Annotated in this window: 23 protein-coding genes; 9 read left to right on the top strand and 14 right to left on the bottom strand. The window is 64.2% G+C overall.

The window, feature by feature from the left end; all coding sequences use genetic code 11:
* Positions 1 to 32: 32 nt before the first annotated feature.
* The gene (locus AC50X7_RS07975) at positions 33 to 1,115 is read left to right on the top strand and encodes a polyprenyl synthetase family protein (protein ID WP_494978507.1); all 1,083 of its coding nucleotides are present in this window, start codon (positions 33 to 35) and stop codon (positions 1,113 to 1,115) included.
* Positions 1,116 to 1,318: 203 nt separating this feature from the next.
* Positions 1,319 to 2,590 (top strand): ROK family protein, encoded by a 1,272-nt coding sequence (locus AC50X7_RS07970; protein ID WP_494978506.1) that lies wholly within the window; start codon positions 1,319 to 1,321, stop codon positions 2,588 to 2,590.
* A gap of 120 nt (positions 2,591 to 2,710) precedes the next feature.
* Here AC50X7_RS07970 and AC50X7_RS07965 read toward each other — a convergent pair whose 3' ends face one another.
* The 8 genes from AC50X7_RS07965 to AC50X7_RS07930 all read right to left on the bottom strand — a co-directional run bounded on the left by AC50X7_RS07965 (position 2,711) and on the right by AC50X7_RS07930 (position 13,234).
* Positions 2,711 to 4,909 (bottom strand): PQQ-dependent sugar dehydrogenase, encoded by a 2,199-nt coding sequence (locus AC50X7_RS07965; RefSeq protein ID WP_494978505.1) that lies wholly within the window; start codon positions 4,907 to 4,909, stop codon positions 2,711 to 2,713.
* Positions 4,910 to 5,113: 204 nt separating this feature from the next.
* Positions 5,114 to 6,514 (bottom strand): alkaline phosphatase family protein, encoded by a 1,401-nt coding sequence (locus AC50X7_RS07960; RefSeq protein WP_494978504.1) that lies wholly within the window; start codon positions 6,512 to 6,514, stop codon positions 5,114 to 5,116.
* Positions 6,515 to 6,551: 37 nt separating this feature from the next.
* Positions 6,552 to 7,685 (bottom strand): metabolite traffic protein EboE, encoded by a 1,134-nt coding sequence (eboE, locus tag AC50X7_RS07955; RefSeq protein ID WP_494978503.1) that lies wholly within the window; start codon positions 7,683 to 7,685, stop codon positions 6,552 to 6,554.
* Complete coding sequence (locus AC50X7_RS07950) at positions 7,685 to 8,563, bottom strand: TatD family hydrolase (RefSeq protein WP_494978502.1); 879 nt, start codon at positions 8,561 to 8,563, stop codon at positions 7,685 to 7,687. Before AC50X7_RS07950 ends, eboE begins: the two co-directional genes overlap by 1 nt.
* A gap of 12 nt (positions 8,564 to 8,575) precedes the next feature.
* A complete protein-coding gene (locus AC50X7_RS07945) occupies positions 8,576 to 10,084 on the bottom strand; it encodes an EboA domain-containing protein (protein ID WP_494978501.1) in 1,509 nt (502 codons plus the stop codon).
* The gene (locus AC50X7_RS07940) at positions 10,081 to 11,019 is read right to left on the bottom strand and encodes an SCO3242 family prenyltransferase (RefSeq protein WP_494978500.1); all 939 of its coding nucleotides are present in this window, start codon (positions 11,017 to 11,019) and stop codon (positions 10,081 to 10,083) included. The genes AC50X7_RS07945 and AC50X7_RS07940 overlap by 4 nt, the downstream gene beginning before the upstream one ends.
* Positions 10,959 to 12,209 carry an inositol-3-phosphate synthase gene (locus tag AC50X7_RS07935; protein WP_494978499.1) on the bottom strand — a complete coding sequence of 417 codons (1,251 nt, stop codon included), beginning with the start codon at positions 12,207 to 12,209 and terminating at the stop codon, positions 10,959 to 10,961. Before AC50X7_RS07935 ends, AC50X7_RS07940 begins: the two co-directional genes overlap by 61 nt.
* Before the next feature lie 74 nt (positions 12,210 to 12,283).
* Positions 12,284 to 13,234, bottom strand: a complete 951-nt coding sequence (locus tag AC50X7_RS07930) for a sugar phosphate isomerase/epimerase family protein (protein WP_494978498.1) — start codon at positions 13,232 to 13,234, stop codon at positions 12,284 to 12,286.
* A 310-nt stretch (positions 13,235 to 13,544) separates the two neighbouring features.
* Between AC50X7_RS07930 and AC50X7_RS07925 the strand changes: the two genes are divergently transcribed.
* The 3 genes from AC50X7_RS07925 (at position 13,545) to idi (ending at position 17,027) form a co-directional block, all read left to right on the top strand.
* Positions 13,545 to 14,753, top strand: a complete 1,209-nt coding sequence (locus AC50X7_RS07925; RefSeq protein WP_494978497.1) for an ROK family transcriptional regulator — start codon at positions 13,545 to 13,547, stop codon at positions 14,751 to 14,753.
* Between the two features lie 459 nt (positions 14,754 to 15,212).
* Complete coding sequence (locus tag AC50X7_RS07920; protein WP_494978496.1) at positions 15,213 to 16,154, top strand: sugar phosphate isomerase/epimerase family protein; 942 nt, start codon at positions 15,213 to 15,215, stop codon at positions 16,152 to 16,154.
* Positions 16,155 to 16,499: 345 nt separating this feature from the next.
* A complete protein-coding gene (idi, locus tag AC50X7_RS07915; protein WP_494978495.1) occupies positions 16,500 to 17,027 on the top strand; it encodes an isopentenyl-diphosphate Delta-isomerase in 528 nt (175 codons plus the stop codon).
* 37 nt (positions 17,028 to 17,064) lie between these two features.
* Here the strand turns inward: idi and AC50X7_RS07910 are convergent, their stop codons facing one another.
* On the bottom strand, positions 17,065 to 17,715 hold the full coding sequence (locus AC50X7_RS07910) for an AmiS/UreI family transporter (RefSeq protein WP_494978494.1): 651 nt from the start codon (positions 17,713 to 17,715) through the stop codon (positions 17,065 to 17,067).
* 204 nt (positions 17,716 to 17,919) lie between these two features.
* Here AC50X7_RS07910 and gdhA point away from each other — a divergent pair, with 204 nt between their 5' ends.
* On the top strand, positions 17,920 to 19,257 hold the full coding sequence (gene gdhA, locus AC50X7_RS07905) for an NADP-specific glutamate dehydrogenase (RefSeq protein ID WP_494978493.1): 1,338 nt from the start codon (positions 17,920 to 17,922) through the stop codon (positions 19,255 to 19,257).
* A 9-nt stretch (positions 19,258 to 19,266) separates the two neighbouring features.
* On the opposite strand, the gene AC50X7_RS07900 is transcribed toward gdhA, so the two are convergent.
* The 3 genes from AC50X7_RS07900 to AC50X7_RS07890 are packed head-to-tail and all read right to left on the bottom strand — an operon-like array spanning position 19,267 to position 22,177.
* Entirely contained in the window at positions 19,267 to 20,364 is a 1,098-nt protein-coding gene (locus AC50X7_RS07900; protein ID WP_494978492.1) for an alanine racemase, read from the bottom strand.
* Positions 20,361 to 21,107 carry a ThuA domain-containing protein gene (locus AC50X7_RS07895; protein WP_494978491.1) on the bottom strand — a complete coding sequence of 249 codons (747 nt, stop codon included), beginning with the start codon at positions 21,105 to 21,107 and terminating at the stop codon, positions 20,361 to 20,363. Before AC50X7_RS07895 ends, AC50X7_RS07900 begins: the two co-directional genes overlap by 4 nt.
* A complete protein-coding gene (locus AC50X7_RS07890; protein WP_494978604.1) occupies positions 21,107 to 22,177 on the bottom strand; it encodes a Gfo/Idh/MocA family protein in 1,071 nt (356 codons plus the stop codon). The genes AC50X7_RS07895 and AC50X7_RS07890 overlap by 1 nt, the downstream gene beginning before the upstream one ends.
* 537 nt (positions 22,178 to 22,714) lie before the next feature.
* Between AC50X7_RS07890 and AC50X7_RS07885 the strand changes: the two genes are divergently transcribed.
* Together AC50X7_RS07885 and AC50X7_RS07880 are read left to right on the top strand one after the other, a co-directional pair.
* Positions 22,715 to 22,849, top strand: coding sequence for a DUF1761 domain-containing protein (locus AC50X7_RS07885; RefSeq protein ID WP_494978490.1), 135 nt, complete (start codon positions 22,715 to 22,717; stop codon positions 22,847 to 22,849).
* Entirely contained in the window at positions 22,810 to 23,109 is a 300-nt protein-coding gene (locus AC50X7_RS07880; protein WP_494978489.1) for a DUF1761 domain-containing protein, read from the top strand. The genes AC50X7_RS07885 and AC50X7_RS07880 overlap by 40 nt, the downstream gene beginning before the upstream one ends.
* Before the next feature lie 35 nt (positions 23,110 to 23,144).
* On the opposite strand, the gene AC50X7_RS07875 is transcribed toward AC50X7_RS07880, so the two are convergent.
* Positions 23,145 to 23,705, bottom strand: coding sequence for a dihydrofolate reductase family protein (locus AC50X7_RS07875; RefSeq protein ID WP_494978488.1), 561 nt, complete (start codon positions 23,703 to 23,705; stop codon positions 23,145 to 23,147).
* Positions 23,706 to 24,037: 332 nt separating this feature from the next.
* Between AC50X7_RS07875 and AC50X7_RS07870 the strand changes: the two genes are divergently transcribed.
* A complete protein-coding gene (locus tag AC50X7_RS07870; RefSeq protein WP_494978487.1) occupies positions 24,038 to 25,327 on the top strand; it encodes an ammonium transporter in 1,290 nt (429 codons plus the stop codon).
* Between the two features lie 141 nt (positions 25,328 to 25,468).
* Here AC50X7_RS07870 and AC50X7_RS07865 read toward each other — a convergent pair whose 3' ends face one another.
* On the bottom strand, positions 25,469 to 26,482 hold the full coding sequence (locus tag AC50X7_RS07865; RefSeq protein WP_494978486.1) for a family 43 glycosylhydrolase: 1,014 nt from the start codon (positions 26,480 to 26,482) through the stop codon (positions 25,469 to 25,471).
* Positions 26,483 to 26,537: the final 55 nt, after the last annotated feature.

Genomic DNA, 26,537 nt, shown 5'->3' with positions numbered 1-26,537 from the left:
CGGAGCCAGGACCAGAAGCGAAGGGCAGCGCAATGAACTTCCTGAACGTGGACAACCGCCTGAACGGCAACGCGGACCTTGAGCTGGTCGAAGATGCGCTTCAGCGCTTCTTCGCCGATGCGAAGCTGCGCGCTGTCTCCGTCAACGCAACCTACCTCGGCCTCTGGGAAGCACTCGAAAGGGCAACCGCGGGCGGCAAACGCTCCCGCCCGCGGTTGGTCATGCTGGCTTACCGCCAACTGGGCGGCACTGATTTCTCCAGCGCCGCGGACCTCGCGGCCTCATACGAACTCCTGCACAGTGCGCTCATTATCCATGACGACGTCATTGACCGTGATTTCGTCCGGCGAGGCATTCCCAATGTGTCCGGCCACTACCGGAGCAGGGCACTGCGTGCCGGTGAGCCGGTTGCGTCGGCAGACCACGCCGGGGTTTCGGCCGGGCTCCTTGCCGGGGACCTGGCCCTGTCCAGCGCCTACCGGCTGTTAAGGGCCATAGAAGCGCCGGCCGCGGTGAGCCAGCGGCTGAACAGCATCCTCGACGATGCGATTTTCTCTTCCGTCGGCGGCGAAGTCCTGGACATCGAGTTCAGCCGGACCCCGGAAATGCCTTCCCTCGAGGACATCACCAAGACGGCACACCAAAAAACTTCCGTTTACTCGTTCGAGGCGCCCCTGCAGGCCGGCGCCGTGCTGGCAGCGGCCCCGGAACCCGTTGTGGCGGCACTGACTGGCTTTGGGCGTTACGCAGGCATCGCTTATCAGATCGCCGATGACGTCCTGGGCGTTTTCGGGAAGGAAAGCCGCACCGGGAAAAGCACGTGGGGAGACCTCCGGGAAGGCAAACGGACGGCCCTGCTCTCCTTTGCAGCTACCCGTACGGAATGGAGCAGGATCGCATCACTCATCGGATCGCAGGACATGACGGCCGCAGACGCGGGGCATGTCCGGTCGCTGCTGGTGTCCTGCGGTGCGAAGGACTATGCCGTACAGCTTGCCACCGAAAATGCCCACCTCGCAGTGATGCACCTGGAGGTGGACGGAGTGCCCGATGCCGTACGCAGGAGCCTTGAACACATGCTGTTCTCTGCCATTTCCAACGTGCGGTCACACTAGCCGCGTTGGGATGGCTTCCTCCTCGCAGATACCGCCCGCCCTGCCGTTACTATGAGAGAACAAATCCGGCACCGAGGCTATCTGCCAGGAAGGACCTGATCCGGAGTGGAAGGCAAGACGTCGGCCGTTGTCGAGGTGCCCTGCCTTTGCCGTTCGGTTCCGCTTTGGATTGCTGGAGACGCGCCCGGACAAGTTGCCGCGGAATGACTTCGCCAATGCACGATGAGCGCGTGCGACGCACCGTTGCCGGGACCAACCTCGGGAACAACCGCGATTCCACCCGGCAGCACAATCTTTCCACCGTGCTGGGCCTGGTGCACTCCATGGCCGGTGTTTCCCGGGCACAACTGACCCGGGCCACCGGGCTCAACCGCTCAACTATCGCGGCGCTCGTGGGCGAACTCGTCCACCTCGGGCTGGTGGTGGAGAGTGACCTCGACCAGGCACAACAGCATGGCCGCCCCAGCATCATGATTGAACCGAGTCCCGGCGCGCTGGCACTGTCGGTGAACCCGGATATCGATGTGGTCAGCGTTGCGCTTGTTGCGCTGGGCGGGCACATAGTGAACCCTGTCCGCTTCCATACCGTCCGGGCGCCGTCGGTAGCGGAAGTGGTAAACATCGTGACGGCGATTTACACGGGGATGCGGACCTCGCTTCCCGCCCGGCACCGGATCATGGGCGTGGGGCTGGCCATTCCGGGGCTGGTGGATCCTGTTGATGGCACCGTCATCGAAGCACCGCATCTTGGCTGGCGCGACCAACGTCTCGCAGCACTCCTCAGTGAGGCCTTGAAACTGCCGGTCACCGCAGCAAATGATGCCGTCGCCGGTGCGCGTGCGCAGGCCACCTTCGGGGCGGGCCGCGACGTTCGGGACCTTGTCTACCTTTACGGCGGAGCGAGCGGCATAGGCGGAGGTGTCATCAGCGGAGGGCGCCTTATCCGAGGAGCCACGGGATTCGCCGGACAACTTGGGCACACTCACGTGCGCTCAGGCGGGACCGCATGCACCTGCGGGTCCTACGGCTGCCTTGAAGCCGAGGTCACGCGTGAAGAGCTGATTGCCGCAGTCGGGCTGCCGGCCGGGGAAAGGGAGAACCTCGAAGAGGCCGTGCTGGAGAAGCTGCAGGACGAGGCCGCGTCCCAGGAACTGCGGGAGATCATCGACCGGCAGGTTGCGCTGCTGGCTATCGGACTGAAGAGCGTGGTCAACCTGCTGAATCCGTCCCTGATCGTGCTGGGCGGTTTCCTGCGCATTCTCGTTCGCGCCGCACCGGACGCCCTCGGCGAAGCGCTGCGCACACCGGGAACACGGGGGCCGCGGGAGGGCGTCGCCATCGAGTTGGCTCCCCTGGGCGAAGATTCCATCCTGGTTGGTGCCGCGGAGCTCGCCTTCGAACCCCTCATCCGGGATCCCGCCGGTTTCCTTCGCCCCCAGGATGACGACGCCGATGCGAGGGTTCCGTCCGCGTAAATTCTCTGCGGCAGGTCACCAAAAAAGCGGATCCTGTTCCAGCTTTCGGCTGGGACAGGATCCGCTTCGTGTTTTGGGCCCGTGGCCCTTATCGTGCAGCCACTGGTACTCCGCGGAGCATCAGTTGGCTACGGCAAGTACTACCTCAGCGGTTCCGGTCAGCGGAGCAGATGCGGCGTCGCCGGCGTCGGTGTAGCTGGCGCTGAAGACGGCTGAGAGGTCATCTACGGCCGGGTCATGGCCCTCGGGAACGGTAGTGGTGAGGGTGCCCGTGCAGCCCGACGTCGTGGTCTGCGGGTGTCCGTGCGTGTGGTGGCCGAGGATGTAGGTCACCTGGACAAGTGAGCAGTCAACCGGCTGGTCATCCGTAACGCGGACCTCGTAGCTGACAGTGTCGCCGAAGCGGAAATCCTGGCCTGCGACGGGGCTGATGAACTCGATGACCGGTGCCTGGTTGCCGACCTCGATTGCCACCTCTGCAGAGGAGTGGCGCCCACGGTGCTTGCCGCCCTGGTCCGTGACCTTCAGGCTCGCAGTATAGGTTCCGATTTCCTCATAGGTCCAGGTGGGGTTTGCTTCCTCAGAGTCCACGACTCCGTCGGAGTTGAAGTCCCACTCATAGCGGATCTTGTCGCCGTCGGCGTCGGCGGTGCCTTCGCTCGAGAACTTCACGGTCAGCGGTGCAGCACCCGCCGTCGGTGTTCCAGCGGCTACCGCCACCGGGCTGTGGTTGCCGCCTGCACCGATGTAGTCGATGCGGGACAGCTGTGCGTCCGGGTTCTCGCCGAAGTAGCCGTCACCATATTCAAGGACGTAGAGAGCGCCGTTCGGACCGAACTCCATGTCGATGGGGTTGTCGACCACGAGGGAGTCAACGACGTTCTCGATTGAGGCGAGCTCACCGTTCTCCGTCGTCATGCCCTTGATGTAGTCGCGCGTCCACTCGTAGAGGAAGGACTTGCCGTCGTAGTAGGACGGCCAGGCAACAGGTGACTTGCCCTTGGTGGCCTTCTCATTGAACACATATTCAGGGCCGGCCATAGGACCGATTCCACCGGTCTCGAGCTCGGGGAACTCGGCCGAGGCGCCGTAGGAGTACCAGACCTCCGGCTGGGCTACGGGGGGCAGCTCGCGGAGGCCGGTGTTATTGGGTGATTCGTTCACGGGAGCAGCACAGTTGAACGCCTTACCGGAGGTGCCGGTGGCGAAGTCATAGTCGACGTACGGCAGTTCAGCGGTGGCGCAGTAGGGCCAACCGTAGTTGGACGGCTCAGTGATTGCTGCCCATTTGCCGGTACCTGCAGGGCCGCGGGAGGGATTGGCACTACGCGCGTCGGGCGAGTAGTCAGCGACGAACAGTTCGCCGGTCCTCTGGCTGAGTTCGATGCGGAAGGGGTTCCGGAGGCCCATCACGTAGATTTCAGGCCGGGTCTTGGGGGTGCCGGGCTGGAACAGGTTGCCTTCGGGGATGGTGTAGCCGCCGCCGTCCTTGGGCGTGATCCGCAGGACCTTGCCGCGCAGGTCATTGGTGTTCGCGGAGGTCCGCTGCGCATCCAGGGCGGGGTTGCTGGTGGGGCGCTCGTCGATCGGGGTGTAGCCGCCAGACTGGAACGGGTTGGTGTCGTCTCCGGTTGAGAGGTACAGGTTGCCCTCGGCGTCAAAGACGATGTCACCGCCGACGTGGCAGCAGATGCCGCGGTCCACGGGCACCTCGATGATCTCCTGCTCGCTGGCGAGGTCGATGGAGGAACCGTTGAACTGGAAACGCGAAAGCACCAGGGAGCCCTTGAACTTATCGAAGTCCGCCGCTGCGCCGGTGAAGGGCGCGTCACCCTCGTTCACGCCGGTGGTTGCGGGATCATCCACAGGGGTGTCCTGCGGGGGCGAGTAGTACAGATAAACCCAGTTGTTGCCCTTGGTCCCGAACTTGGGATCAAGGGCAACGCTCTGCAGGCCTTCTTCGTCATGCTCGTAGACATCCAGGGTTGCGGCCAGCGTGTTGAGGCCGGTCTCCGCGTCATTGAGCCAGACTTCTCCGCCGCGGGTTGTGTGCAGGACGTCGTTGTTGGGCAGAACGGCCAGGTCAACAGGCTCGCCCGGGCCGTCGTTGAGCGTTACCTTCTGGAAATTGGCGTCGGGCGGAGCTACGTCTGGAGCGCCGCCCTGCTGGGCCTGCGCCGGTCCTACTGCGAAGGAGGTGGCCATCAGGGCAGCCATGGCCAAGCCGGCACCAGCCCGGGCGGTGCGTCTTTTTGTAAAACCAGGGGCATAGGTGCGATGCCCGGAAGCTTCCGCTATCCCGTGTCGATTAACAGTCATCGTTCACTTTCTTCTCGTCATTGAGGACCCGGACCAGCCGGACTCAGGTCACTTAGAACGCTAGTTGAGCCGAACCGGATTGCCTAGTGGTTTCAGAAAACAAAATTGCGCCAATCTTGAGATTGTGGCATATTTTCGGACACGTAAAAGCGCAACAGCGCCAATTAGAGCCTGAAGCGGTTTTGTTGTTTCGAACTCGAAAGCTTAGCTACTGATCCCCTGCGTCTGGAGAACCAGCTCCTTCACCGCAGCCGCGGGCACCTGCCGGCCACTGTTCAGGAGCACCTCTATCGAGGATGGAATCCGGTTTTCCGAGCCAATGATGAGGGGCGTGCCGGCTGCGCAATCCGGGAGCCGTCCGTGAGTGCCCCGCACGTGCGTCGGATCCAGTGGCACGGTACTCATGGCGTACCGCAGGCCCAGCTTCTTCTTCACCAGGTTGAGCCCTGCTTTTGCCTTCGCCAGCTTGTCCGCCGGGTTGAAGAAGAGCTCGGCGGGATCGTAGCCCGGTTTCCGGTGGATATCGACGCCGCGTGCATACTCGGGTGCGCGGTCGTCGTCGAGCCAGAAGTAATAGGTGAACCAGGCGCGGGGCTCCGCTACGGCAACCAGCTCCCCGGACCTTTCATGATCGAGTCCGTACCGGGCCTGCGCTTCCCGGTCAAGGACCTCGTCCACGCCGTCGGTCCCGCGAAGAACCGCAGCCACCCGCTCCACGTCCGCCGGGTCGGAGACGTAGACGTGTGCAACCTGGTGGTCGGCTACGGCAAACGCCCGCGACGTCCACGGATCGAGTTGCTCCCGGCCATCCTGCACATAGACCTCCAGCAGGCCTTCCCTGCGCAGGACGCGGTTGATATCCACCGGTGTGCTTGCTTCTTCGATCCCATATTCGGCCACGGCAATCACCGCGTAGCCGCGCGCCTCGGCTTCATCCAGCAGCGGCGCCAGGGTGCGGTCGAGGTCCGAAGCGGCACGCGAAGCCTGCGGTGAATCGGGTCCGAACCGCTGCAGGTCGTAGTCCAGGTGCGGCAGATAGGCCATCAGCAGGTTCGGTGACTGGTTCCGCATGATGTGCCGTGTGGAGTTGACGATCCACTCACTCGACTGGATTGTCGCCGTCGGGCCCCAGTACTGGAAGAGCGGGAACTCACCGTAGCCGGCCACCAGTTCGTCGTGAAGTTCCGCGGGGCGGACGTAGGCATCGGGTGATTTGCGGCCGTCCGCATGATAGATGGGCCTTGGGGTCACTGTAATGTCGGTGGACATTCCCATGGCGTACCACCAGCAGATATTGCCCGCGCTGTACCCGGGGTGCTGCCGGCGGGCCGTTTCCCAGATGTTCTCGCCGCTGACAAGCCTGTTGTGCTGGCGCCACAGGAAAACATCGCCGAGCTCCCGGAAGTACCAGCCGTTGCCCACGATTCCGTGCTGCGCGGGCGCCAGGCCCGTCAGCATGGTGGACTGAACGGTGCACGTCACCGCGGGCAGGACCGTAGCCAGTTCGGATGACCATCCCTGTGCGGCAAGCCGCGACAGGCGGGGCATCTGGCCCAGGGCCTTGGCAGTCAGGCCAACGACGTTCAGCAGCAGTACTGGTTTCACGGTTTTTCCTTGTTTCGGGGTGTCATTGGCGTCCGCGTCAGGAGCTTTGAACAGCGGGTGCGGCAGCGAACAGATGCGACTGCGCCCACTGAATCTCCGCTGCAATCCCGTCGGTGATGCCCACCGAGGCACCCGGCAGCACGCTCCAGGTATAGGTCTCGATGTCGAGGTGGACCTCTGGCGCGTAGGGCAATCGGCGGACTTCGGTGACGGTCCGGCTCAGCACGTCCACGGTGGTCTCCAGAGGGGCGGAGGGGACGTGATGGAGGGGGATATGGAAGTGAACCCGCCACGCGCTTTCCCCTGGCAGCTCAGTGAGGGCTTCACCGAGATCGTCTGCAGCAACAACGCCTGCCGGCTGGGACTCCCGTACTTGGTGCAGGTATCGCGGTTCAACGAAGGCAGCCAGGGCCTCCCGGGCTGCCGGGTCGGATGGATCCGTGACGTGCAGGGCTGCTGACGCCTGTACTTTCACTATCCGCAAACCGGCGGCATCAATTTCCTGGACAGCGCCCGCCGGGTCCGCGAACGAGACGGCAAGGTGGCAGGTATCCACGCACAAGCCTACGAACTCGGGATCCACGCCGCGTTCAATGCGGGGACGCAGCCAGCCGACCACGTCAGACACGGTATCGAGCACGCACCCCGGTTCGGGTTCGACGGCGACGCGGACGGTCTTTCCCGTACGTTCCCGCAGGTCACGCAACCGGGAGCTCAGCTCGGCAAAGGCGGAGGTGGCGTCGTCGTCGTCGGCCTGTGTCCATGGCTCACGCCAGGCAAGGGGCAGGGTGGAGATTGACCCGGTTGTGCCCTCCGGCATGAGTGCTGCCAGCACCTCGGCGCAGTCCAGCGTGTACTCCAAGCGGGCATGCTCCGCCCACGTCGGCTTGTAGACGTCGAGCTTGACTACCTCATTGTGGAAGCCGCCGTAGGGGAAGGCATTGATGGTGTGCAGCTGCAGCCCTTCAGCGTGGAGGACGTCGCGGAGCGCGGCGCGGTCCTCTGTGTTGTGGGCCAGCTGACGGGCCAGTCCGGCAGGCAACCACAGTCCCACGCCGAGGGTATCCAGTCCGACGGTGCGGCGGATGGGGCCGGCGTACTCACGGAGCTGCCGGATGACGCCGTCGAGATCCTCGGCGGGGTGGACGTTGGTGCAGTATGAAAGGAGCATCAGACCCTGGCCCCCCGCAGGACGGAGTTGCCCTCGAAACCCGCTGCCGCATCAGGCAGTTCAGCCGCATCGAACCCGGGGATCGGATCAAGGATGAGCTGGCCGCTCTGGCCGTAGAACTCGACAGGGTTTCGCCAGAGCACCTTGTCGACGTCGTCGGCCGTGAAGCCGGCCGCGAGCATCGCGTTGGCGGTGCTGACGGTTTTCAGGGGGTCCGACCTGCCCCAGTCAGCCGCGGAGTTCACCAGCACCCTTTCAGTTCCGTACCTGCTGAGGATCGCGACCATCCGCTGCTCATCCATTTTGGTGTCCGGGTAGATGGAAAACCCCATCCACGCGCCGGCGTCTTTCACCATCTCAACATTCGTTTCATTGAGGTGGTCGACAACCACCATGCCGGGTGCGACTCCTGACTCGCGGACGACGTCGAGCGTCCTTTGGGTGCCCGCGAGCTTTTCCCTATGCGGAGTGTGGACCATGGCCGGCAACGAATATTCGAGCGCGAGTTGCAGCTGGCGGCTGAAGGCCTCGTCCTCAGCGGGAGTCATGGAGTCATAACCGATTTCACCGATGGCCACCACACCTTCCTTCATCAGGTACCGGGGAATCTCCTCCAGTACGGGGACGCACCGCGGATCGTTCGCCTCCTTGGGGTTGAGGGCGATGGTTGCGTGATGCCGGATGCCGAACTGGGCGGCGCGGAACCGTTCCCAGCCGAGCAGTGAGTCGAAGTAGTCAATAAAGGAGCCCACGTTGGTGCGCGGCTGGCCCATCCAGAACGCGGGTTCCACGAGGGCACGCACGCCGTTGGCGTAGAGGGCCTCGTAATCGTTGGTGGTCCGGCTGGTCATGTGGATGTGCGGGTCGAAAATACGCATGGCTTGCTTCCCTTAGAAGGAGGTGGAATAGCTGGATGAGGACTGCAGGAGCAGATGGAGGTCTTCAGGAATGGCGCGCCCGGCGGCCTTGCGTTCCGCAGCGAAGTCACATGCCATCCGCGCCAGCTCGCCATCAGCCCGTTCCTGGAGATCGGTGACCGTGCTGAGGCTGATGCCCATAAAAACCAGTTTCAGCACGGCATGGCGCCAGCTGTGCTGGTCCAGGTAGGCGGCGGCGAAGGGGCCGGCGCCGGCCGCTACAAGGCTGCTCTCGTTTGTCCGCAGGGCCTCCGACGTGAGGCGCACTCCTGCCGTGACGACGACGGCCGGAAGTTCCGGCGAGCGCGTTGCCAATGCCCCCAATCCCTTCAGTACGCCCCGGCGTTCGGCTGAATCGCCGCCGTCGTAGAGCGATAACAGGGCTTCGGCCAGTTCATCCGCTGGAAGGACCTCCCCAAGCCGTCCGATCAGCTGGCCCCGCGCGTCGTCGCTTACGGTGCCGAACAGAACCCCGGTGGGATCGGCGTCCGGCCGCAGAGGGCCGTGGCCCAGGCGGCGGCCGGCCTTGGCAAAGATTTTGCCAAGGCTGGCGGGGTCGGCGGTGATCGCCGCTGTACTTTCCTCCAGCCATCGTTCCGATTCCGCCCTGGTTCCTGCTTTCCGCCAGGCGGTGCCGAGCGCATCCATACTGCGTACCGCCAGCCCCGGCGCGTCGTGGGAGTGCCGCGGAAACTCGACGGCGGCAACACCGCGGTAGCCCAGCTCGGCCAGGGTTGCGAGTGCGAGCGGCAGGTCGACGGTACCTTCGCCAAACGGCAGGTGCTCGTGGGCATGTGGGCGCATGTCGTCCAACTGGACGTTGGCCAGGAGCGGACCTGCCTGCAGCAGTGCGCCCCGCACCCCGCCCGGCTCCACCACTACGCAGTGGCCGATATCCACGGTCACCCGCAAGTTGTCTGGACTGCCAAGTTCTTCACGAAGGCGCAGCACGTCGGAAACCGTCTCGATCAACATACCCGGTTCGGGTTCGACGGCGAGGAGGACGCCCTTGCCGCGTGCGTACTCAACGATGTCAGCGACCCGGGAGGTAAGCCGCTGCCATCCCGTTTCGGGGGTGGCGTCTTCAGGAAGTATGCCGGAGAAGAAGGAGACGCACTCTGCCTGCAGGGCGGCTGCTATGTCAACAGCACGGCGAAGGAATGCGACCCGGGCTTCGGCCTCTTCATCCACGAGCGCGGGCCGGTGCTTGTGCCGCGGGTCGAGCAGGAAACGGGTGCCTGTTTCAATGATGACGCGAAGCCCAAGCTCATCGAGCCGGCTTCGCAGTGCCTGCAGTTGCGCGTCCAGGTCCTCCGCAAACGGATCCAGGTGGGGGTGGCCCAAGGTCAGGGCCACTGCGTCGTAGCCCTGTTCCGCGAGGAGTTCGAGGGCGATGGGAAGGGGATGGTCGGCGAAACCGTTGGTACCGTATCCCAGGCTGAAGGGCATCGTGGGTGCTGAGATGGGTGTAGGTGCTGTCATGACTCGCTTATCCTCGAACTCCGGGGACGGGAACGCAGGACCATGCCGAGCAGGTCCACCGACGCAAGCACTCCGGCAGCGGCCACGTTTCCCTGTCGCAGCGTGAGGGCAACCTGCAGGGGGATCATCGCCCGGATGCCTGCCTTCGTGGCCTCAAGTGCGTTCGTCGCCGCCGGATTCCGGGCAGCCCGCAGCTGGGCCGGACCGCAGCGGACGGCGTAGGCCGCCGCCGCGGCGAGCACAGCAACGACCTGGATGCGGGGTACAGCAGAGCCGGCAACTACGGCACCGGCCAGCAGGCCAGTGCCGGCAGCGACGCCGGAAGCCGTCGCCGTCGTTGTTCCCTCGACTTCACCTTGGGAAAGGAGGGTGACAGCCACCGTGTGGCCGCCCATGATGCCGGCCGCGGCGAGTGCGGGGCGAACGTGCCCGGAGCCTGCGCCCATAAGAACGTCCAGGGCACGGCAGGACGCCATGGTGAGTGCACCGGCCACCGCATGGCTTTTGGCCAGCAGGTCATAGGTCCAGATTGCCGCGGCCAAGGGAAGAGCCACGGCGAACGCCCGCCTGCCGCCCCCGGCAGCGCTGAGGCCGAGCCCGGCCAGGGTCAGGACTGCGGCTGCAGTGAGTGCGTTCCGTTCGCTGACCCGCCCGGACGGTATGGGCCGTCCCGGCCGCTCCCGCGCATCGATCCCGCGGTCGGCGTAGTCATTGAGAGCCATCCCGCCGGCGTAGAGGCAGGCGCTCGCAATCGGAAGGATCATCCGGCGGCCGCTGAGCACGTGCCCGGCGGCGGACCCGCCCACCAGCGTGTCACCGAGGACGGTAAGGACGGCCGGTGCACGGACCAGTTCAAGGTAATCGTTGATGCGGCTCACTGCTGCTCGGGGCTCCCGGTGCCGGCCGCCAGCTTCGCGCTTGCCGTCTGTGCCCACTCCACGAGGTTGTTGGTCTGGTTCGCAAACGAGTGCTCATCACTGCCCCACGGATCCTTGAAGAAGAATCCCAGGGCGCCTACGTGGTTTTCTTCTCCGGCAGCATGGGCCAGCGCCATCAGACGTGAGAGGTCAAGCACCATGGGTGCGGCCAGCATGGAGTCATAAGCGCTCCAGGTGGTTTGCAGCGTGAGGCGGGAGCCGAGGAACCCTTCAACGTTGATGTGGTCCCAGGCTACCTTCGTCTCACCGAGATCCTGGACGTTGTCAATATGAAGCGGGGTAACCGCACCTCCGGTCAGCTCCTGGAGTCCCCGGTTCTTGGACTGCAGTTTTCCTGCAACGGCCCGCGGGTCAGCAAGCGTCGCTCCGTCACCGCCGCCGAGGAGGTTCGTTCCGGCCCAGGACAGGACACGCAGCCCGCGGGCGGCAAAGGCCGGAGCCAGAACGGAGCGCAGCCAGGTCTGGCCCGTCTTACCATCCTGCCCTGCGGTCGGTACACGGTACCGGGCAGCCAACTCGCGCAGCGCAGGCACGTCAAGAGCCGTGGAAGGTGTGAAACACACGTAGGGAGAGCCGGCCAGGACGGCGGCATAAGCGCTGACGGAGCTGGGCGGAAGCACCGAGCGTGCCGGGTCCTCCATGGCGGCCAGCAGCAGGTCCGCGTCGCTGAACTCCGGGATGGGTTCAACCGGCGCCTCGGTGGAAGCGACATCGAGAACAATGACGCGGTCCAGGCGGTTGGAGTGCTTGAAATCTTTGATGTCCTGGGCAAGCCGTTGCACCACTTCGGCCTGCGACTCCGACTTCTGCGCATTGTTATAGCCCGGCCGCACGCGCTGGTCGGTTTCCAACAGCTGGGGTCGGACGGATTCGAGCAGGTGAGGCGGAAGCATCCCCGATTCAACGAGTGCTTCGGCGCGCTTGGTCATGCATACATCACTGATGTCGTGGCCGCCCACCACAAAGTCCGCGAAGCCGGGAAGCGCGACCCCGCGGAAGGGCTCCTGCTCAGTGACGCACCCGGTGGCGTTCGTGAGGCCGGCGGAAATGGCAGCCAGGCCCACCGCGGCTGTTGTCGCCACTGACCCCCGCGCGCCTATCAGCCAGATGCCCGTCTTTCCGTAGGCATAGGCGGCCGGTCCTGCGCTCGAGGTCACGCCCGGTGTCCCCTCAGCTGATTTACCCAATGTGATGTCCTTTCAAGGTGCGGTGTGCAAGCCCTCAACGGGCGGGCTCCATGAGCCGGTCGAAAATCTAAGCGTCAGTAGGAGTAGCAGGTGAGGAAGTTGAAGCTGTCCTCAGCGAATTCGCGGGTAGCCGGGGCACCATCACGCTCCACCACGTAGTACTTCACCCTTCCCTGCGCTGCGTCGAGGACCGGGGCCCAGTCGATGTCGCCCTCGCCGACGTCGGTCGGGATGGCCCGCGCGTCTCCATTCAGGAAGCCGTCCTTAACATGCAGGAGTTCGATACGGTCGCCATGCTCCTCGATAAGACTGACGACGTCGACGCCGGCGTCAGCAGCCCACAGGACGTCCAGTTGGAAGGTCACATACCGCGGATCGGTGTTCTCCACCAAGATTTCCCAGGCGCTCTTGATTTCCCCGGTTTCCGGATCGGCGAACTGGTTGGTGAATTCACCCTGGTGGTTATGGACGAAAATTTTGCCGGTGCCCGCCTTCTTTGACATCTCGCCCAAACGGTTCAAAGTCTGCGCTGTCGCCAGGGTGTTCTCATACGTGCCGATGCCAGGCGACGCGGATCCACCCGATCCCGTGTATTTCTGGCCAATAACCTTCGCGTATTCGAGTGTCTCGTCGAACTGCGCTTCATTGGTGCTGCCGTGGGACGTGGGCGCCTTCAGGCTGTACCTGCCGAGCAGGTCGGCGAACTCAGCCGCAGTCCGGCCCTCGTAGGTGCCGCCGAACGGCTCCACATTCTGGTAGCCGATGTCGCTCAACTCGGCTAGGACGGCCTCGGTGCCTACCTCGCGCGCCCAACCCCAGTAGCTGAACATCTGAATCGAAATCTTGCTGGCGGGAACGCTTCTGCCTGCGCAGTCAGCGGCCGTGTACGAGTTGGGGGAAGCGGGAGCCGCGGCAACCGTACCGGCGAGTGCTGCAGTCGCCGTGATGGCCAGTGCGGCAGCTGCAGCGGCCCTGCGGAGGCCCCGACGCCGGTGGGCTCGCCCGAAGTTGATGTCGTTGATCAAATCTTCCTCCTTGAAGTGATGCTGCATCTGCCCCTGTCGGCGCCCTTCGAAGGGCGCCGCCCTGTGAGGCGTCGATCACAACGAACCTAACACGACTAATGACGTCAAACAACGAATGTTGTCCATCCCTCGATATATTCACGCTTCCGGGGACGCGTCTTTGACCGAGACAGGGCGCAGTAATGCGGATTGCCGGACGAGGCGTTCGTTTGGCGCCTTTGCTGCGGGCTTATTTTTGGAGGAGCAAGACGTCAGCCTCCAAGCAGACGCTCGGCGACCCTTTCGTCGAAAGGTGTGCTTTAATTAGTCGATGAGTGACATAAGTACCTTTAACGGCTTGGGTTCATCCGGAGCAAGCGAACTGTTCCAGATCCTGCGGGACGGACGCCCGCGTACGAGAACTGAACTCGCGGAGCAGATGGGGCTCGCACGTTCCACCGTTACGCTCCGCATTGAAGCGCTTATGGAACTTGGGCTGGTCGGCTTCGTAGACGATGCTGTTTCCACCGGCGGGCGTCCCTCCTCACGCATTGCGTTGAAGGCCGGCAGTAAAGTTGTCCTCGGTGTGGACATCGGAGCATCGCACCTGAGTGTGGCGGTAACGGATCTCACCGGTCACCGCTTGCGTGAGGCCGCGCGCAGCATGGAAGTAACCCAGGGTCCGGACATAGTGCTGGAGGCTGTTGTCGAACTGGGTACCGAGCTGCTGCAGGACTCCGGGCGGGCAATGACGGATCTCCTGGCAATCGGCATCGGCCTGCCCGGGCCGGTGGAGCATAGGACCGGCAGGCCCATCAATCCCCCAATCATGCCCGGCTGGAACGGCTTCGACGTTCCGGGCCACCTGCAGGCCCACTTCCACGTTCCGATTCTTGTAGACAATGACGTGAACATCATGGCACTGGGGGAACGCAATGTTGCGTGGCCAAACATCGACAATCTCATCTTCGTCAAAGTAGCCACTGGCATCGGGTCGGGCATCGTGTCCAGCGGCATGCTACAGCGCGGCGCGGACGGAGTTGCCGGGGATATCGGGCACATCAGGGTGCACAACGGCGCCGGCGTTCCGTGCCATTGCGGAAATGTGGACTGTCTCGAAGCCGTCGCGTCAGGACCGGCCGTTGCGGCCAAGCTTCGCGAACTCGGCGTGGAAGCGAACACCAGCGAAGACGTAGTACGGCTTGTCGGGGCGGGCAGTGCTGAGGCCGTACGAGCGGTGCGGCAGGCAGGTAGGGACGTGGGTGAGGTTCTCTCCGCCTGCGTTAGCCTCATGAACCCGTCTGTCATCGTCATTGGCGGCTCCATGGCATTGACGGGCGAGCACTTCATCGCAGGCATCCGGGAAGTCGTTTACTCCCGCACCATTCCGCTGGCAACCCAGCACCTCCAAATCGTCCAGTCCAGTTCGGGACTCGATGCCGGCGTGCTCGGCGCCAGCATGCTGGCTATTCACCACGCCATGTCTCCGCAGCGCATCGATGCCATGGTCTTAGGCCTGTCCGGTGCCGTGAGCGTCTAGGTCGTCACCTTCTTTCAATCTCCCCGCGACTTTTGCTTGACAGGCAACAAAACCGGCCATTAGTCTCAAACCCAAAGCCCGGTCGACGGCGACGCTACTTTCAGTTCGAGGCGCCGATGGCCGGTCAGGCTGAAAGCCAACATCACTTTCTGCCTGGGTTTCAGGCGCCAAACGTGCGCTTGAGATCAAGGAATTCATGGCAGCGAAAGGGTGCATCACAGCTGCACCATAAGTTCCAGTCCCCATCGCATCTGATGCTTATTGACGGCAACGGTGGAGCGGGAAGCTCACGGCGAAGACGCTGTGGGTGAAACAACCAACCGGGGGCGGCGTTGCCGCCCGGCCGTGGAAAGCCTCTGCCGCGAGCCCTCGTAAACAACCCGCTGCGTTGCAGCTTCGCATGCTTCCCCTCACCAAAGCCGGTGGAGGAACGCATAACCTGCCAGGAAAGGCAAACATATGTGCTTCGGATTCAATGCCCCAGGCGCCCTTCGTCGTTCATTGGAAGAGAAGGGTGTCGACCGGCGCGGCTTCCTGAGGGGAGCGATGGCGGCAGGCGTGGGTGTCGGTCTTGCCGGGTTCGGCGGGACTGCTGCGATGGCCGCTCCGGCTGCCAAAGCGGCAGGCCGCCCGGTGCCGCCCGGACTGATCAGCATCCAGCTGTACACCCTGCGTTCGATCATGCGGGGCGAGGGCGTGGATGCCACGCTGGCAAGCCTCGCCAACTTCGGCTTCACCAAGGTTGAACTCGCCGGTTTGTACGGCCGAACCGCCGAGGCGATGCGCTCGACGCTTGATTCACTCGGCATTACGCCCTCCTCGAGCCATGACGGAATCAGTGCCACCCCTGCCGCGCTCGAGACGAAGATCGCCAATGCCGTGACTCTCGGCCAGACCCACATCAACGTCCCGTACCTGGTTTCCAGCTCTGCAGCTGACTGGTACGGCTGGGCGAAGCAGATGAACGCGGAGGCCGCTGTTGCCCGGGAGGCCGGCCTCAAGTACGGCTACCACAACCACGCCCACGAGTTCACTACGGATCTCGGTGGCGGTCTGACCCCCTGGGACATCTTCACCAAGCACCTCGATCCAGAACTGGTCCACCTCGAGGTGGACCTCTACTGGGCAGTGACCGCCGGTGTTGGAGTGGGTGCAAAAGATCCTGTCCAGTTTGCCATCGATACCATCCTCCAGGCTCCGCAAAAGGTCCTGCAGTACCACGTGAAGGACCGCGCCCCCGCTGGCGATTTTGCAGACCTCGGAACCGGAACGATCGACTTTGCACGCATCTTCCGGGCACACACGCCGAAGGAATTTATCGTCGAGAACGACCAGCCCGATGTCACGCCGCTGCAGACGGCCGAGGTGGGCTACAACTACCTTCGCGGGCTCCGCTTCTAACGGGGACCGTTCATATTTGAGAGCCGGGCCTGTGCTATTGGGGAGCGCAGGCCCGGCTCGGCCGTCCGCAGCCCGTCAGCCCGCTCTTCGCTCCGGAATTCCCTTATCTGCTGATGCCGGAAAATCGAAGAGGATCCCAATCTTCGCCTGGAGCAGGGATAGTTGTTGGTGCCAGCCTCGTCGATCATGTTGAAGGCCCGCCACGTTGAAGGGCCGCGCCTGAAAGGAATGCCGCTGTGAGTGCTTCAGCCCTAGGAGCCCACCTATGACTGGGACTACAACGTCAGGGCGATGCGATGCCGTTCCTGATGCGGCACGGTGTGGCTTCATAGGCAGGACGTGGGCATGACGGATCAAGAGTTAGTGGTTCTACTGGACGCGAACGGCCAGCCCTGCGGGACAGCGCCGAAGCAGGACATCCATGATCAACAAACCCCGCTTCATCTGGCGTTTTCCTGTTACGTGTTCGATCGAATGGGGCGGCTTCTTGTGACCCGGCGCGCCCTTGTGAAAGCTGCCTGGCCCGGGGTCTGGACCAATTCCTTCTGCGGACATCCGGCTCCAGGCGAGGATATGGTGGACGCGATCCGGCGACGAGGCCAGTGGGAACTCGGAATCGAGGTCCTGGATGTGGAGCAGCGACTGCCGCAGTTCAGGTACAGAGCTGTTGACCCGAATGGCATTGTGGAAAACGAGCTGTGCCCTGTCTTCACAGCCCTGACTGATGATCCGGTAGCGCCCCGACAATCTGAGGTCTGCGAGTACCAGTGGGTTTCCATGTCAAGCCTCGAGGCGGCAGCGGAGTCCGTTCCATGGGCTTTCAGCCCCTGGCTGGTCCTGCAGCTGAAGGAGCTGCGCAGCAGCCTCCTGTAGGGCGCTCCTGGGAATAATAGAGCCCGAATTCACCCGTTTAGGGATTGGACGTGCTGACTGGCCCGGCGCTGTCTGCCGGAACAAGGCCCGCAAGGAGCACTGCCCTGCCCTCGCGGCGGCCCAGCACGAACGCCGCTGCAAAGAGCACCGCCAGGATGGCAGCCGCAAGCCAGGCCGGCCCAGGCGTTCCGGGCCAAATTCCCGCCAGGCCGAGGAAAGCGGGGATGGTGGCAGTCGCCTGGCTGGCCAGAACCAGGCCCCACCCGAGGACCGGGTCCAGGCGTCCCAGGCCCAGGGCCATCGAGGCGAACATCAAGCCCCAGAGAGCCGCCCACGCCAACCACAGCACAGCGAGCAGGGGATTGGAATGCAGCCAAACGGCGGCCAGCAGCAGCCCGACGAATGCAGCCATGCCGCAGAACCACCCCAACCCCTTGGACCCGAGGCCCAGCAGCACGTCCAGACCCACGTAGACGTAGGTCAAAGCGAACAGGAACATGCCCGCGGCGGTCGGCAATGGGACTGCGCCGCCGTCGTCATTCGTCACGTATCCGACGGCGAGGACCAGTTGGATGGACCCCACCACCAGGCTGAGCACGGCTGCATCGCGGCGCGGCACATGCGCCAGCATGGCAAGGCCGTTGATCAGCAGTGCGGCGCCGGAAAGGAGGAGGCATACGTGTGGCATCAGGACATCTCGCAGGTACAACGCGACGGGAAGGCGGTTTTCATGAAGTGGAACTTGCTTGTCACAATACGGACAATAGCGCGACGCTCGTGTGCCCGCCTAACGGTACCCGGTCGTAATCCGATAGCTTGAAACGTAAACTTCTTGGGACAGTGCTGCCTCTGCGTCGCCGTCCCGCGTTCGGCCCACGGTAAGGAATAGTTCATGGATGCACGGCTGGAGGCCATCAGGGACACGGTCCTGGCCCGGAACCCTGGCGAGGCGGAATTCCACCAAGCCATCACGGAAGTCTTCGAGAGCCTTGGACCGGTCCATGACCGGCACCCCGAGTTTCTCGAAGCCGCCATCCTGGAGCGGCTCTGCGAACCCGAACGGCAGATCATTTTCCGCGTACCGTGGACCGACGATGCCGGCCGCGTGCAGATCAACCGCGGCTTCCGGGTGGAATTCAACTCCGCCCTGGGCCCGTACAAAGGCGGCCTGAGGTTCCACCCCTCCGTCTACCTTGGCATAGTTAAGTTCCTTGGCTTCGAGCAGATCTTCAAAAACGCCCTCACCGGCATGCCCATCGGCGGCGGCAAGGGCGGCTCCGACTTTGACCCCCGCGGCCGCAGTGATGCCGAAGTCATGCGGTTCTGCCAGTCCTTTATGACCGAGCTCTACCGCCACATCGGCGAATACACCGATGTCCCGGCCGGCGACATCGGGGTGGGCGGGCGCGAAATCGGCTTCCTGTTTGGCCAGTACAAGCGCATCACCAACCGCTATGAATCCGGTGTCCTCACCGGCAAGGGCATCTCCTGGGGCGGCTCCCTGGTAAGGCCCGAGGCCACCGGTTTTGGGACCGTGATCTTCACCCAGGAGATGCTGAAGACCCGGGGGGCATCCTTCGAGGGCCAGCGCGTGGTGGTTTCCGGCTCCGGCAACGTGGCCATCAACGCGATCGCCAAGGCGCAGGCGTTGGGTGCCGCAGTGGTGGCCTGCTCCGACTCTTCCGGCTATGTGGTGGATGAGGCAGGAATCGACATCGCGCTGCTCCGCGAGGTGAAGGAAGTGGAACGAGGCCGCCTGAAGGAGTATGCGGAACGCCGCGGCGGCGCCTCCTACGTGGAAGGCGGTTCCGTCTGGGACGTGAATGCCACCGTGGCGTTGCCCTGTGCCACCCAGAACGAGCTCGACGGCGATGCTGCCGCCCGGCTGGTCCGCAACGGGCTCCTCGCCCTCGGCGAGGGTGCGAACATGCCGTCCACCCGCGATGCCGTGGCAGTGTTCCAGGAAGCCGGCGTGCTGTTTGGCCCGGGCAAGGCGGCCAATGCCGGGGGCGTGGCGACGTCGGCCCTTGAGATGCAGCAGAACGCCAGCCGTGACTCATGGTCCTTCGAGCACACGGAAGAGCGACTCACCGACATCATGGTGGGCATCCACCACCGCTGCGCGTCCACCGCTGACGAGTACGGCGACCCGGGCAACTACGTCCTCGGCGCCAACATCGGCGGTTTCGTCAAAGTGGCCGACGCGATGCTGGCGCAGGGGCTGATCTAGCCGGACCTTTTATCGGTTCCTGCCCCTGGCAGCCACCCTCCACCGGTCCACGAGTTGTCCCTGCTTCACGACGGTCACTTCGTCCACGAGGTTGATAGCCAGGCACACATGGTTGGGGATGACCCTCACCTGGGTGCCGATGGGCGGCGGTGTTCTGCCGTCGTGCAATTCCACGGTGGCGTGGTGCTCCGAGAGGGCGGTGATCCGGGCATCGTTATGGTCGATCAACCGGCCAAATCCAGTTGCCCAGGACGGGCGGTCGCTGCCCAGAATCTTGCTGCCGGCGTCGACGATAAAGCGCGCAGGTGTTCCGTGCGGAGTGCTGTGGTGGCTGACTACTGTGGTGGCAATGGTGAGGGCGATGTCTTCGGGGGCGCACCGGCCCAGCTCAAGTTGCTGGGCGTCACCGAATACGTAGACGCCAGGACGTACTTCGGTGGCAGCGGACCCCTCGGTGAGCAGCGCCGTCGGGGTGGATCCGCCACTGCGGACCTGCGCCTCGAACCCTGCCTCGGCGAGGGCCTCTGCCGCATGCTTCAAAGCTGCCTGCTCCTGCACCGCCGCCTCGATCGGCATCCCCGGGGCGTAGCTGTGGCCTGGGAAGGTGAACACACCTGCCACCCTTAAACCGGCGCCGGAGGCTGCCCGGGCCACCGTTGCCGCGGCTTCCGGCCGGACCCCGCTGCGGTGGTGGCCGCTGTCGATCTCAACCAGGACGGCAACTTCCCCGGCCGCATCACCCAGGCCCTCTCCGAGCATTGCGGCACCGGCCGCAGAGTCCACGCCGACCGAAATGACTGCCGTTGCCACCAGCCGCCGGAGGCGTTCAGCCTTCTCCGGTGAGAGCCACAGGGGGTAAGCAATGAAGAAGTTGTCCACACCTCTCGCTGCGAACACCTCCGCCTCGCCGATGGTCGCCACGGTCAATCCCGCTGCACCGGCCGCGAGCTGCCGGGCTGCGATCTCGGGGATCTTGTGGGTCTTGGCGTGCGGTCGCAAGGCAAGGCCCTTGGCCTGGACTGCGCGGGCCATCCGCTCAATGTTGCGGTCCAGTACATCCACGTCAACCAGGATTTCGGGTGTGTCAATCAATAAAGGAATGGTCATTCGGCGAACCAGTTCCGGGCCGGGTTGGTCACTTCCGGGGCCGCGCGGTGCAGTTCAGGCTGGGCCGCCCAGCGCACACCGTTCGCCAGGACCCGCTGGATCTGCGGGTGGTGGTACACCGGGTATTCCTGGTCGCCGGGGCTGAAGTAGAAGATGCGCCCCTTGCCGCGGGTGAAGGTGACGCCGGAGCGGAACACCTCGCCGCCGGCGAAGGAGCTGATGAAGATCAGGTCGTCCGGGTCCGGGATGTCGAACAACTCGCCGTACATCTCTTGCTCGGGGATCACGATGGGGCTGTCCACGCCGTCAGCTATGGGGTGCGAAGGTTTCACGGTCCACACCAGCTCTCGCTCGCCGTCGTTCCGCCACGCGAGGGAGCAGGTGGTGCCCAGCAGCCTGGTGAAGACCTTGGCGAAGTGCCCGGAGTGGAGCACGATCAGTCCCATTCCGCCAAGGACGTGGCGGTGGACGCGTTCGACGACGGCGTCGCTCACCTCTTGATGTGCCATGTGTCCCCACCAGAGCAGGACGTCCGTTTCCGCGAGCACCTCCTCGTCAAGGCCGTGCTCATCGTCCGTGGCGAGGACCGCCGTCGTGATTTCCGCTTCCGGGTAGTACGAGCGGAGACCCGCGGCAATGGCGCCGTGAATGCCGTCAGGGTAGATTTCCCCGATGTGGGACGGCTCGTTGATGGCCTCGTGGACGCCCTCGTTCCACACCCGGATCCTCAGTTTGCCGTTCATTAGAGGCGAACCTCCCTCTGCTCCCGCGCGGACTGGTAGCACGCGTCGATAATCTGTGCCCGATAGAGGGCCAGCGATCCGTCGTGCCCGCCCCAGACTCCCGTTCCACCGCGCACTGCCGTTACAAAATCTTCCACAACTCCGTCATGGGCGCGCCCCGGCAGCACCGGCGGCACGTAATCGGCGCTTTCGCCGTCCCTTTCCGTGAAAACCCGAAGCTGGCCGACAGGCGGGAAAGGTGCCCCCTGGACCTTAAGTTCCGCGCCACCGTCGGTGCCGTAGACGGTGAAGTCCAGCAGGTCGTCCGTTTCCCGGTACGTGGCCCAGCTCGCCTCGATCAGCAGCGTTCCGCCGCCCTCAAGGCGGAGGAACGCGGAGGCGAAGTCTTCCACTTCGAAGGCGTGGCTGGAGGCCAAGGCGGAGTAGGCGCTTCCGCCGCCGCGCCCCTGCGGGCCCAGCTCTGAATGGGTGGCAGCCGAGACTGCCACTACCTTCGGTTCGCCGAGCAGGTGCAGTGCGTAATCCAGGGCGTGGACTCCGATGTCCGCGAGCGGTCCGCCGCCTGCCAGTTCGGGATTGGTGAACCAGCTGCCCAGCGTGGGGATGCCCGAACGGCGCAGCCAGGATGCCTTCGCGTAATACGGCCGGCCGAGGCCGCCGTCGTCAATGACGCCCTTCAGCGCCTGGATGTCGCCGCGGCGGCGGTGGTTGAAGGCCACGTCCAGGACGCGCCCCGCTTTTCGTGCCGCGTCCACCATTGCCTGGCCTTCGACGGCGTTGCGTGCGATGGGCTTCTCGCTCAGCACGTGGATTCCCCGCTCCAGGGCGGCGACGGTGATGGGTGCGTGCAGGAAGGTGGGCACCGCAACGCTGATGGCGTCCAGGCCGCCGTGCTTCAGCATGTCCTCCCAATCGGAGAAGGCATTGGGAATCGAGAAGTCGGCCTGCAGGGAGTCGCGCAGTTCCTGCTCCATCCCCGCCAGCGACACGATGCGGACGCCAGGCAGCGAAGCGTAGGCCTTGAGGTGCTGCTGTCCCGCCCAGCCGATGCCGACGACGCCCACGCGCAGTTCCTGGGTACCTTCCCGGAGTTCTTCTGCCGGCGCTTTCTGAGGGGCCGGGGACTGCTGGCCGGACGACTGCTCGTTCTTCACGGATGCTTCCTTTTCCTTGGCGGTAGGCGGTTGTGACCGGGTGCTCTTGGAATCGATTCTTCGTGCTGCTGCGGGGTTTTCCCCAGCATAACTGGCCCCGACGAAGGTCGTTCAGGCCGCCCGGCTCCCCGCCGACGGCACCAGCGGCCGGGACCTTCTGGCGCTGGCCGACCATTATGACCAGCCGCACTTGATCAAGTCCTTTCGGCGCTTCAGCGGGTGCACACCGTCGGAATATGTCGGTCTGATCCGCGAGCATGGGCCTGAGCACGCCGCGTTTGTCCCTCTTGACCATGTGGGGGACGGTCGGTCAGCCTTCAGTGCGCTAAAACTCGATCCCGGATTCGCATCGACGGCCACGAGCGTGCAGTTTTTGTACAAGACTCCGCAGGTCAGCGGACATACGCTTCAGGCTACGACGCGCTCGACAGCGTCCACGGAAGGGTGCCTGCGATGGAATTCGACATTCATTGGGTGGCTGTACTGCTGGCGGCCTTGACCACTTTTGTGGTGGGTGGGCTTTGGTATTCAGTGCTCTTCGCCAAGGTGTGGCAGCGCGAAGCCGGGGCGCGACGGACGAACAACTGAAGCATGGCACGGTCCGGGTTTTTGTGGGGTCCTTCCTGCTTGCCGTGATCATGGCTGTGGTGCTGGCCGCGTTCATCGGCGACGGCGGTGCCGGCTTTGGCGCGGTAGCGGGGCTGGCTGCAGGGGTGGCCTGGGTTGCGGCGGCATTCGGCATCAACTACCTCTTCGAACGGCGCAGCCTGACCCTCTTTGCCATCAACGCCACGTACAACGTGGTGTCGTTCGCAGCCATGGGAGCAATCATCGGGGCCCTGCAATAGGCGCCTTATCGATGTTTGGTGGCCGCTCCTGCCCTTTACTTCCGCACGCGGTACGTCATCAGGACGCAACCGCCGTCGATGGTGCGAGCCTCGGTTAGTTCGAGGGCAATGCGGCGCGTTTGGTGGAAAAACGGGATCCCGGATCCCAGCAGTATTGGATGCAGGTTCAAACTGATCTCATCAATAAGGCCTGCCTCGAAGAGCGAGCCTGCGAGCTCGCCGCCGCCCATCACGCAGATACCACTACCCGGTTGGTCCTTGAGCTGCTTGACGAAGCCAACTGCATCAACGGAGATGAGCTCAACTCCCGACGGGGGTTCCGTAAGCGTCCGGGAGAAGAGGTACGTGGCGACAGCCGGGGTGCCGCTGCCCTCGTTGCTCGCGGAGGGTTTGCCGGAGTGGGGCCCACCGCTCATGCCTTGGGCGGCTGCGAACTCCCACGTCTTTCGGCCCATCAGCACAGTATCCACGGTTGACCAGTACTGGGCCATGACCGCCTCCACGTCGCGGCTGAAGTGGAGCCAGTCGAGGGCGCCGTCGCTGCCCGCGATGAACCCGTCAAGGCTGCACGCTGCACCATAAGTCACGGTCCGCATCCGTCTTCCTTTCACTTTCGAGTCCCCTCAAAAACTGTAGGCACGCGGCGGCCTTTGGCGACAGGCCTCGGAAGAATGTGCCCTTGCCGCCTTTGTCCGCACCCCACCTGACTGCCCGCCTGCAATCAGTGGGACTGCTGAAACTCGCAGGTGGATGACTGAAACCATCATTTAACACGCCCGAAACCTACCCAAAAATGGCAGCCATACAGTTGGAGCACGACGGCAATAGCTGCCCTCCGATGAACGTGGTACTGACCCCGCGTCCCTCCTCCGGAACGGCTCTGGCGGCAACTTACCGTTCTCTCTTCGCATCACGAAAGGGGTTTCCCATGGATTCGGGAAATGTCGCTTGGATTCTGGCCAGCTCGGCGCTGGTCTGCATGATGATCCCCGCCCTGGCCCTGTTTTATGGGGGCATGGTGGGATCGCGCCGCATTCTCAACATGATGATGATGTGCTTCGGCGGCGCCAGCCTGGTGGCTGTCCTCTGGGCATTGTTCGGCTACTCGATGGCCTTCGGAAACTCCGTAGCCGGCTTGGGACTTATCGGTGACGTCACCGAGTTTCCCGGCATGGCGCAGCTGCTCCCGGCGGATGAGGGTGCCTCCATCCCGGTGGTCCTGTTCGCCGCGTTCCAGCTGTTCTTCGCCTGCGTTACAACTGCCCTGGTTGCTGGAGCCGCAGCGGGCCGCATGAAGTTCGGTGCCTGGATGCTGTTCGCCGGGATTTGGGCCACCATCGTTTACTTTCCCATCGCGCACTGGGTGTTCGCCTTCTCCTCCGCGGACGGCAGCACCGTTGGCGGCTGGATCGCCAGCGGCATCAAGGCCATCGACTTCGCTGGTGGCACCGCCGTCCACATGAACGCCGGCGCCGCCGCCCTGGCCCTTGCTCTGGTCCTGGGCAAGAGCTCGGGCTGGCCCAAGGTGGAGCACGCCAAGCCGCACAGCCGGCCGCTGGTCCTCATCGGCGCAGGGCTGCTGTGGGTGGGCTGGTTCGGCTTCAACGCCGGCTCCGCTCTTTCGGCCGGCCAGTCGGCGTCTGTGGTTTTCCTGAACACCGCCGTTGCCGCTTCCGCCGGCCTCCTCGCCTGGGCGCTTGTTGAGCGGCTGCGCCGCGGCGCAGCCACCAGCATGGGCGCGGCATCCGGCCTGATCTCGGCACTGGTGGCCATCACACCCGCCTGTGGTGCCGTCAGCCCTCTCGGGGCGGTTGCCATCGGCGCCATCGCCGGGGCCGTTTGCTCCCTGGCCATCGAGCTGAAGTTCCGGCTGGGCTATGACGATTCGCTCGACGTCGTAGGCGTCCACCTGGTGGGTGGCATCCTCGGCACGCTGCTGATCGGCCTGTTCGCAACCGACGCCGCACCCAACGCCGTCAACGGCCTGTTCTACGGGGGCGGTGTTGAACTCCTGGGTGTCCAGTCGCTGGCAACCGTCACGGTGCTTGCCTACTCCTTCGGCATTACCTGGATCCTGGCGAAGATCCTGGACAAGACCATTGGCCTGCGCATCAAGCCGGAGGACGAGTTGCGGGGCATCGACCTTGCCGCCCACTCGGAACTGGCCTACCTCACGGATGAAGATCCGGTGGAGCTTGGTTCACCCCAGCGGGCCTAGCAGGCACTAAGAGGTCCGGGTGGAGGCGCCCGGAGCACGCGTCAAGCAAAGGGCCAGGCCTTGGACCGGTGCCAGCAGCAGCTGGCTTATAGTTCCCGGGTTTGGCCCTTTGTCGTGCTGTCCAGTAGCCGGAATCCAGGGTCATTGCCCGGTGCAGGCCAGATGGCCGTCCCGGACTTCCAATACCGCTGCCCTGACGTGGCTGAGGCGGGTCTTCGGGTCATCGGCCATGGTGTCGATGTCCTCGCCGCCCCAGTGCGGGTGCGTGAAGTAGACCAGCAGGGCCCGTTCCTTCCCGTCTTCCCGGGCTGCGAGGGGAACCACATCTGCGTGGCGTCCGACGACGGGCCTTCCGTCCACTGATTCCGGTTGCGTGAGGATGAGCCCGCCCAGGTGGTCCTGCCGGACCCAGTTCCCGGCGGCGTCACCCGAGCGGTAGATGGCCTGGCCCCGCCATTCGTCAACAATCATCCAGTAGGTCCCCTCGAGCCGGAAGACTTTGGGTCCTTCGTGGGGACGGCCGGGGATGGTGAGGCCTTCCCGGATCCACGACGACGGGTCCTGGGGTGTCTCGCTCACCGCGCTGCAGGTATTGGAGCCGCGGGCCTCATCCTTGTACCAGAGGCGATAGCGGCCGTCCCCGCACTGTGCAACGGCGGCGTCGATGACCCGTGGCGAGTCCAGATCGATGGCGCCGAGGTACTCCCACGTGGCCAGGTCCCGGCTGCTGAGCTGGACGATGGATGCGTTGCCGGTCCAGTCTGTCCGGACTCCGCCTAGGACCGTCAGGTACATGATCCACCGGTCACCGATTCGTACGACGTCGGGGGCCCACAGGGTTGCCGGCAGTTCAGTTTCCGGCGGCACCAGTCCCTCTACGGTGCCTTGGTACTTCCAGCTTCGTCCGCCGTCGGACGACCTCGCCACGCCGATCGCTGTGCCGTGCACCCACTCGACGCCGCTCAACCCCGGAGCCGTGGCACGGCGCTGGGTGTAGAAGAGGACCCACTCGCCGGTGAGGTGGTCCGGAACCAGGACGGGATCGGTAGGGCCGTCCCAGACGGGATCCCGGTACGGAGTCCGGAAGGCATCCGGTCGAAGTGGCGGCAAGCTCGAAGATGGAAGGATTCCGGTCACGGCCTGCTGCTGTCGCACGTCTTCTCCAACGTTGTACTTTTTAGTTAAGCCCAAGCATACTGGCACCACTCCC

This window comes from Pseudarthrobacter sp. Hb11 (genome assembly GCF_059383655.1).
This window is presented reverse-complemented; position numbering and strand designations above follow the sequence as displayed.

Excerpts from the sequence above, each read along its gene's own strand:
- AC50X7_RS07975 (WP_494978507.1), top strand. The coding sequence starts at position 33 with ATGAACTTCCTGAACGTGGACAACCGCCTGAACGGCAACGCGGACCTT.
- AC50X7_RS07970 (WP_494978506.1), top strand. The coding sequence starts at position 1,319 with ATGACTTCGCCAATGCACGATGAGCGCGTGCGACGCACCGTTGCCGGG.
- AC50X7_RS07965 (WP_494978505.1), bottom strand. The coding sequence starts at position 4,909 with ATGACTGTTAATCGACACGGGATAGCGGAAGCTTCCGGGCATCGCACC.
- eboE (WP_494978503.1), bottom strand. The coding sequence starts at position 7,685 with ATGCTCCTTTCATACTGCACCAACGTCCACCCCGCCGAGGATCTCGAC.
- AC50X7_RS07950 (WP_494978502.1), bottom strand. The coding sequence starts at position 8,563 with ATGCGTATTTTCGACCCGCACATCCACATGACCAGCCGGACCACCAAC.
- AC50X7_RS07945 (WP_494978501.1), bottom strand. The coding sequence starts at position 10,084 with ATGACAGCACCTACACCCATCTCAGCACCCACGATGCCCTTCAGCCTG.
- AC50X7_RS07925 (WP_494978497.1), top strand. The coding sequence starts at position 13,545 with ATGAGTGACATAAGTACCTTTAACGGCTTGGGTTCATCCGGAGCAAGC.
- AC50X7_RS07920 (WP_494978496.1), top strand. The coding sequence starts at position 15,213 with ATGTGCTTCGGATTCAATGCCCCAGGCGCCCTTCGTCGTTCATTGGAA.
- idi (WP_494978495.1), top strand. The coding sequence starts at position 16,500 with ATGACGGATCAAGAGTTAGTGGTTCTACTGGACGCGAACGGCCAGCCC.
- AC50X7_RS07910 (WP_494978494.1), bottom strand. The coding sequence starts at position 17,715 with ATGCCACACGTATGCCTCCTCCTTTCCGGCGCCGCACTGCTGATCAAC.
- gdhA (WP_494978493.1), top strand. The coding sequence starts at position 17,920 with ATGGATGCACGGCTGGAGGCCATCAGGGACACGGTCCTGGCCCGGAAC.
- AC50X7_RS07900 (WP_494978492.1), bottom strand. The coding sequence starts at position 20,364 with ATGACCATTCCTTTATTGATTGACACACCCGAAATCCTGGTTGACGTG.
- AC50X7_RS07895 (WP_494978491.1), bottom strand. The coding sequence starts at position 21,107 with ATGAACGGCAAACTGAGGATCCGGGTGTGGAACGAGGGCGTCCACGAG.
- AC50X7_RS07885 (WP_494978490.1), top strand. The coding sequence starts at position 22,715 with ATGGAATTCGACATTCATTGGGTGGCTGTACTGCTGGCGGCCTTGACC.
- AC50X7_RS07875 (WP_494978488.1), bottom strand. The coding sequence starts at position 23,705 with ATGCGGACCGTGACTTATGGTGCAGCGTGCAGCCTTGACGGGTTCATC.
- AC50X7_RS07870 (WP_494978487.1), top strand. The coding sequence starts at position 24,038 with ATGGATTCGGGAAATGTCGCTTGGATTCTGGCCAGCTCGGCGCTGGTC.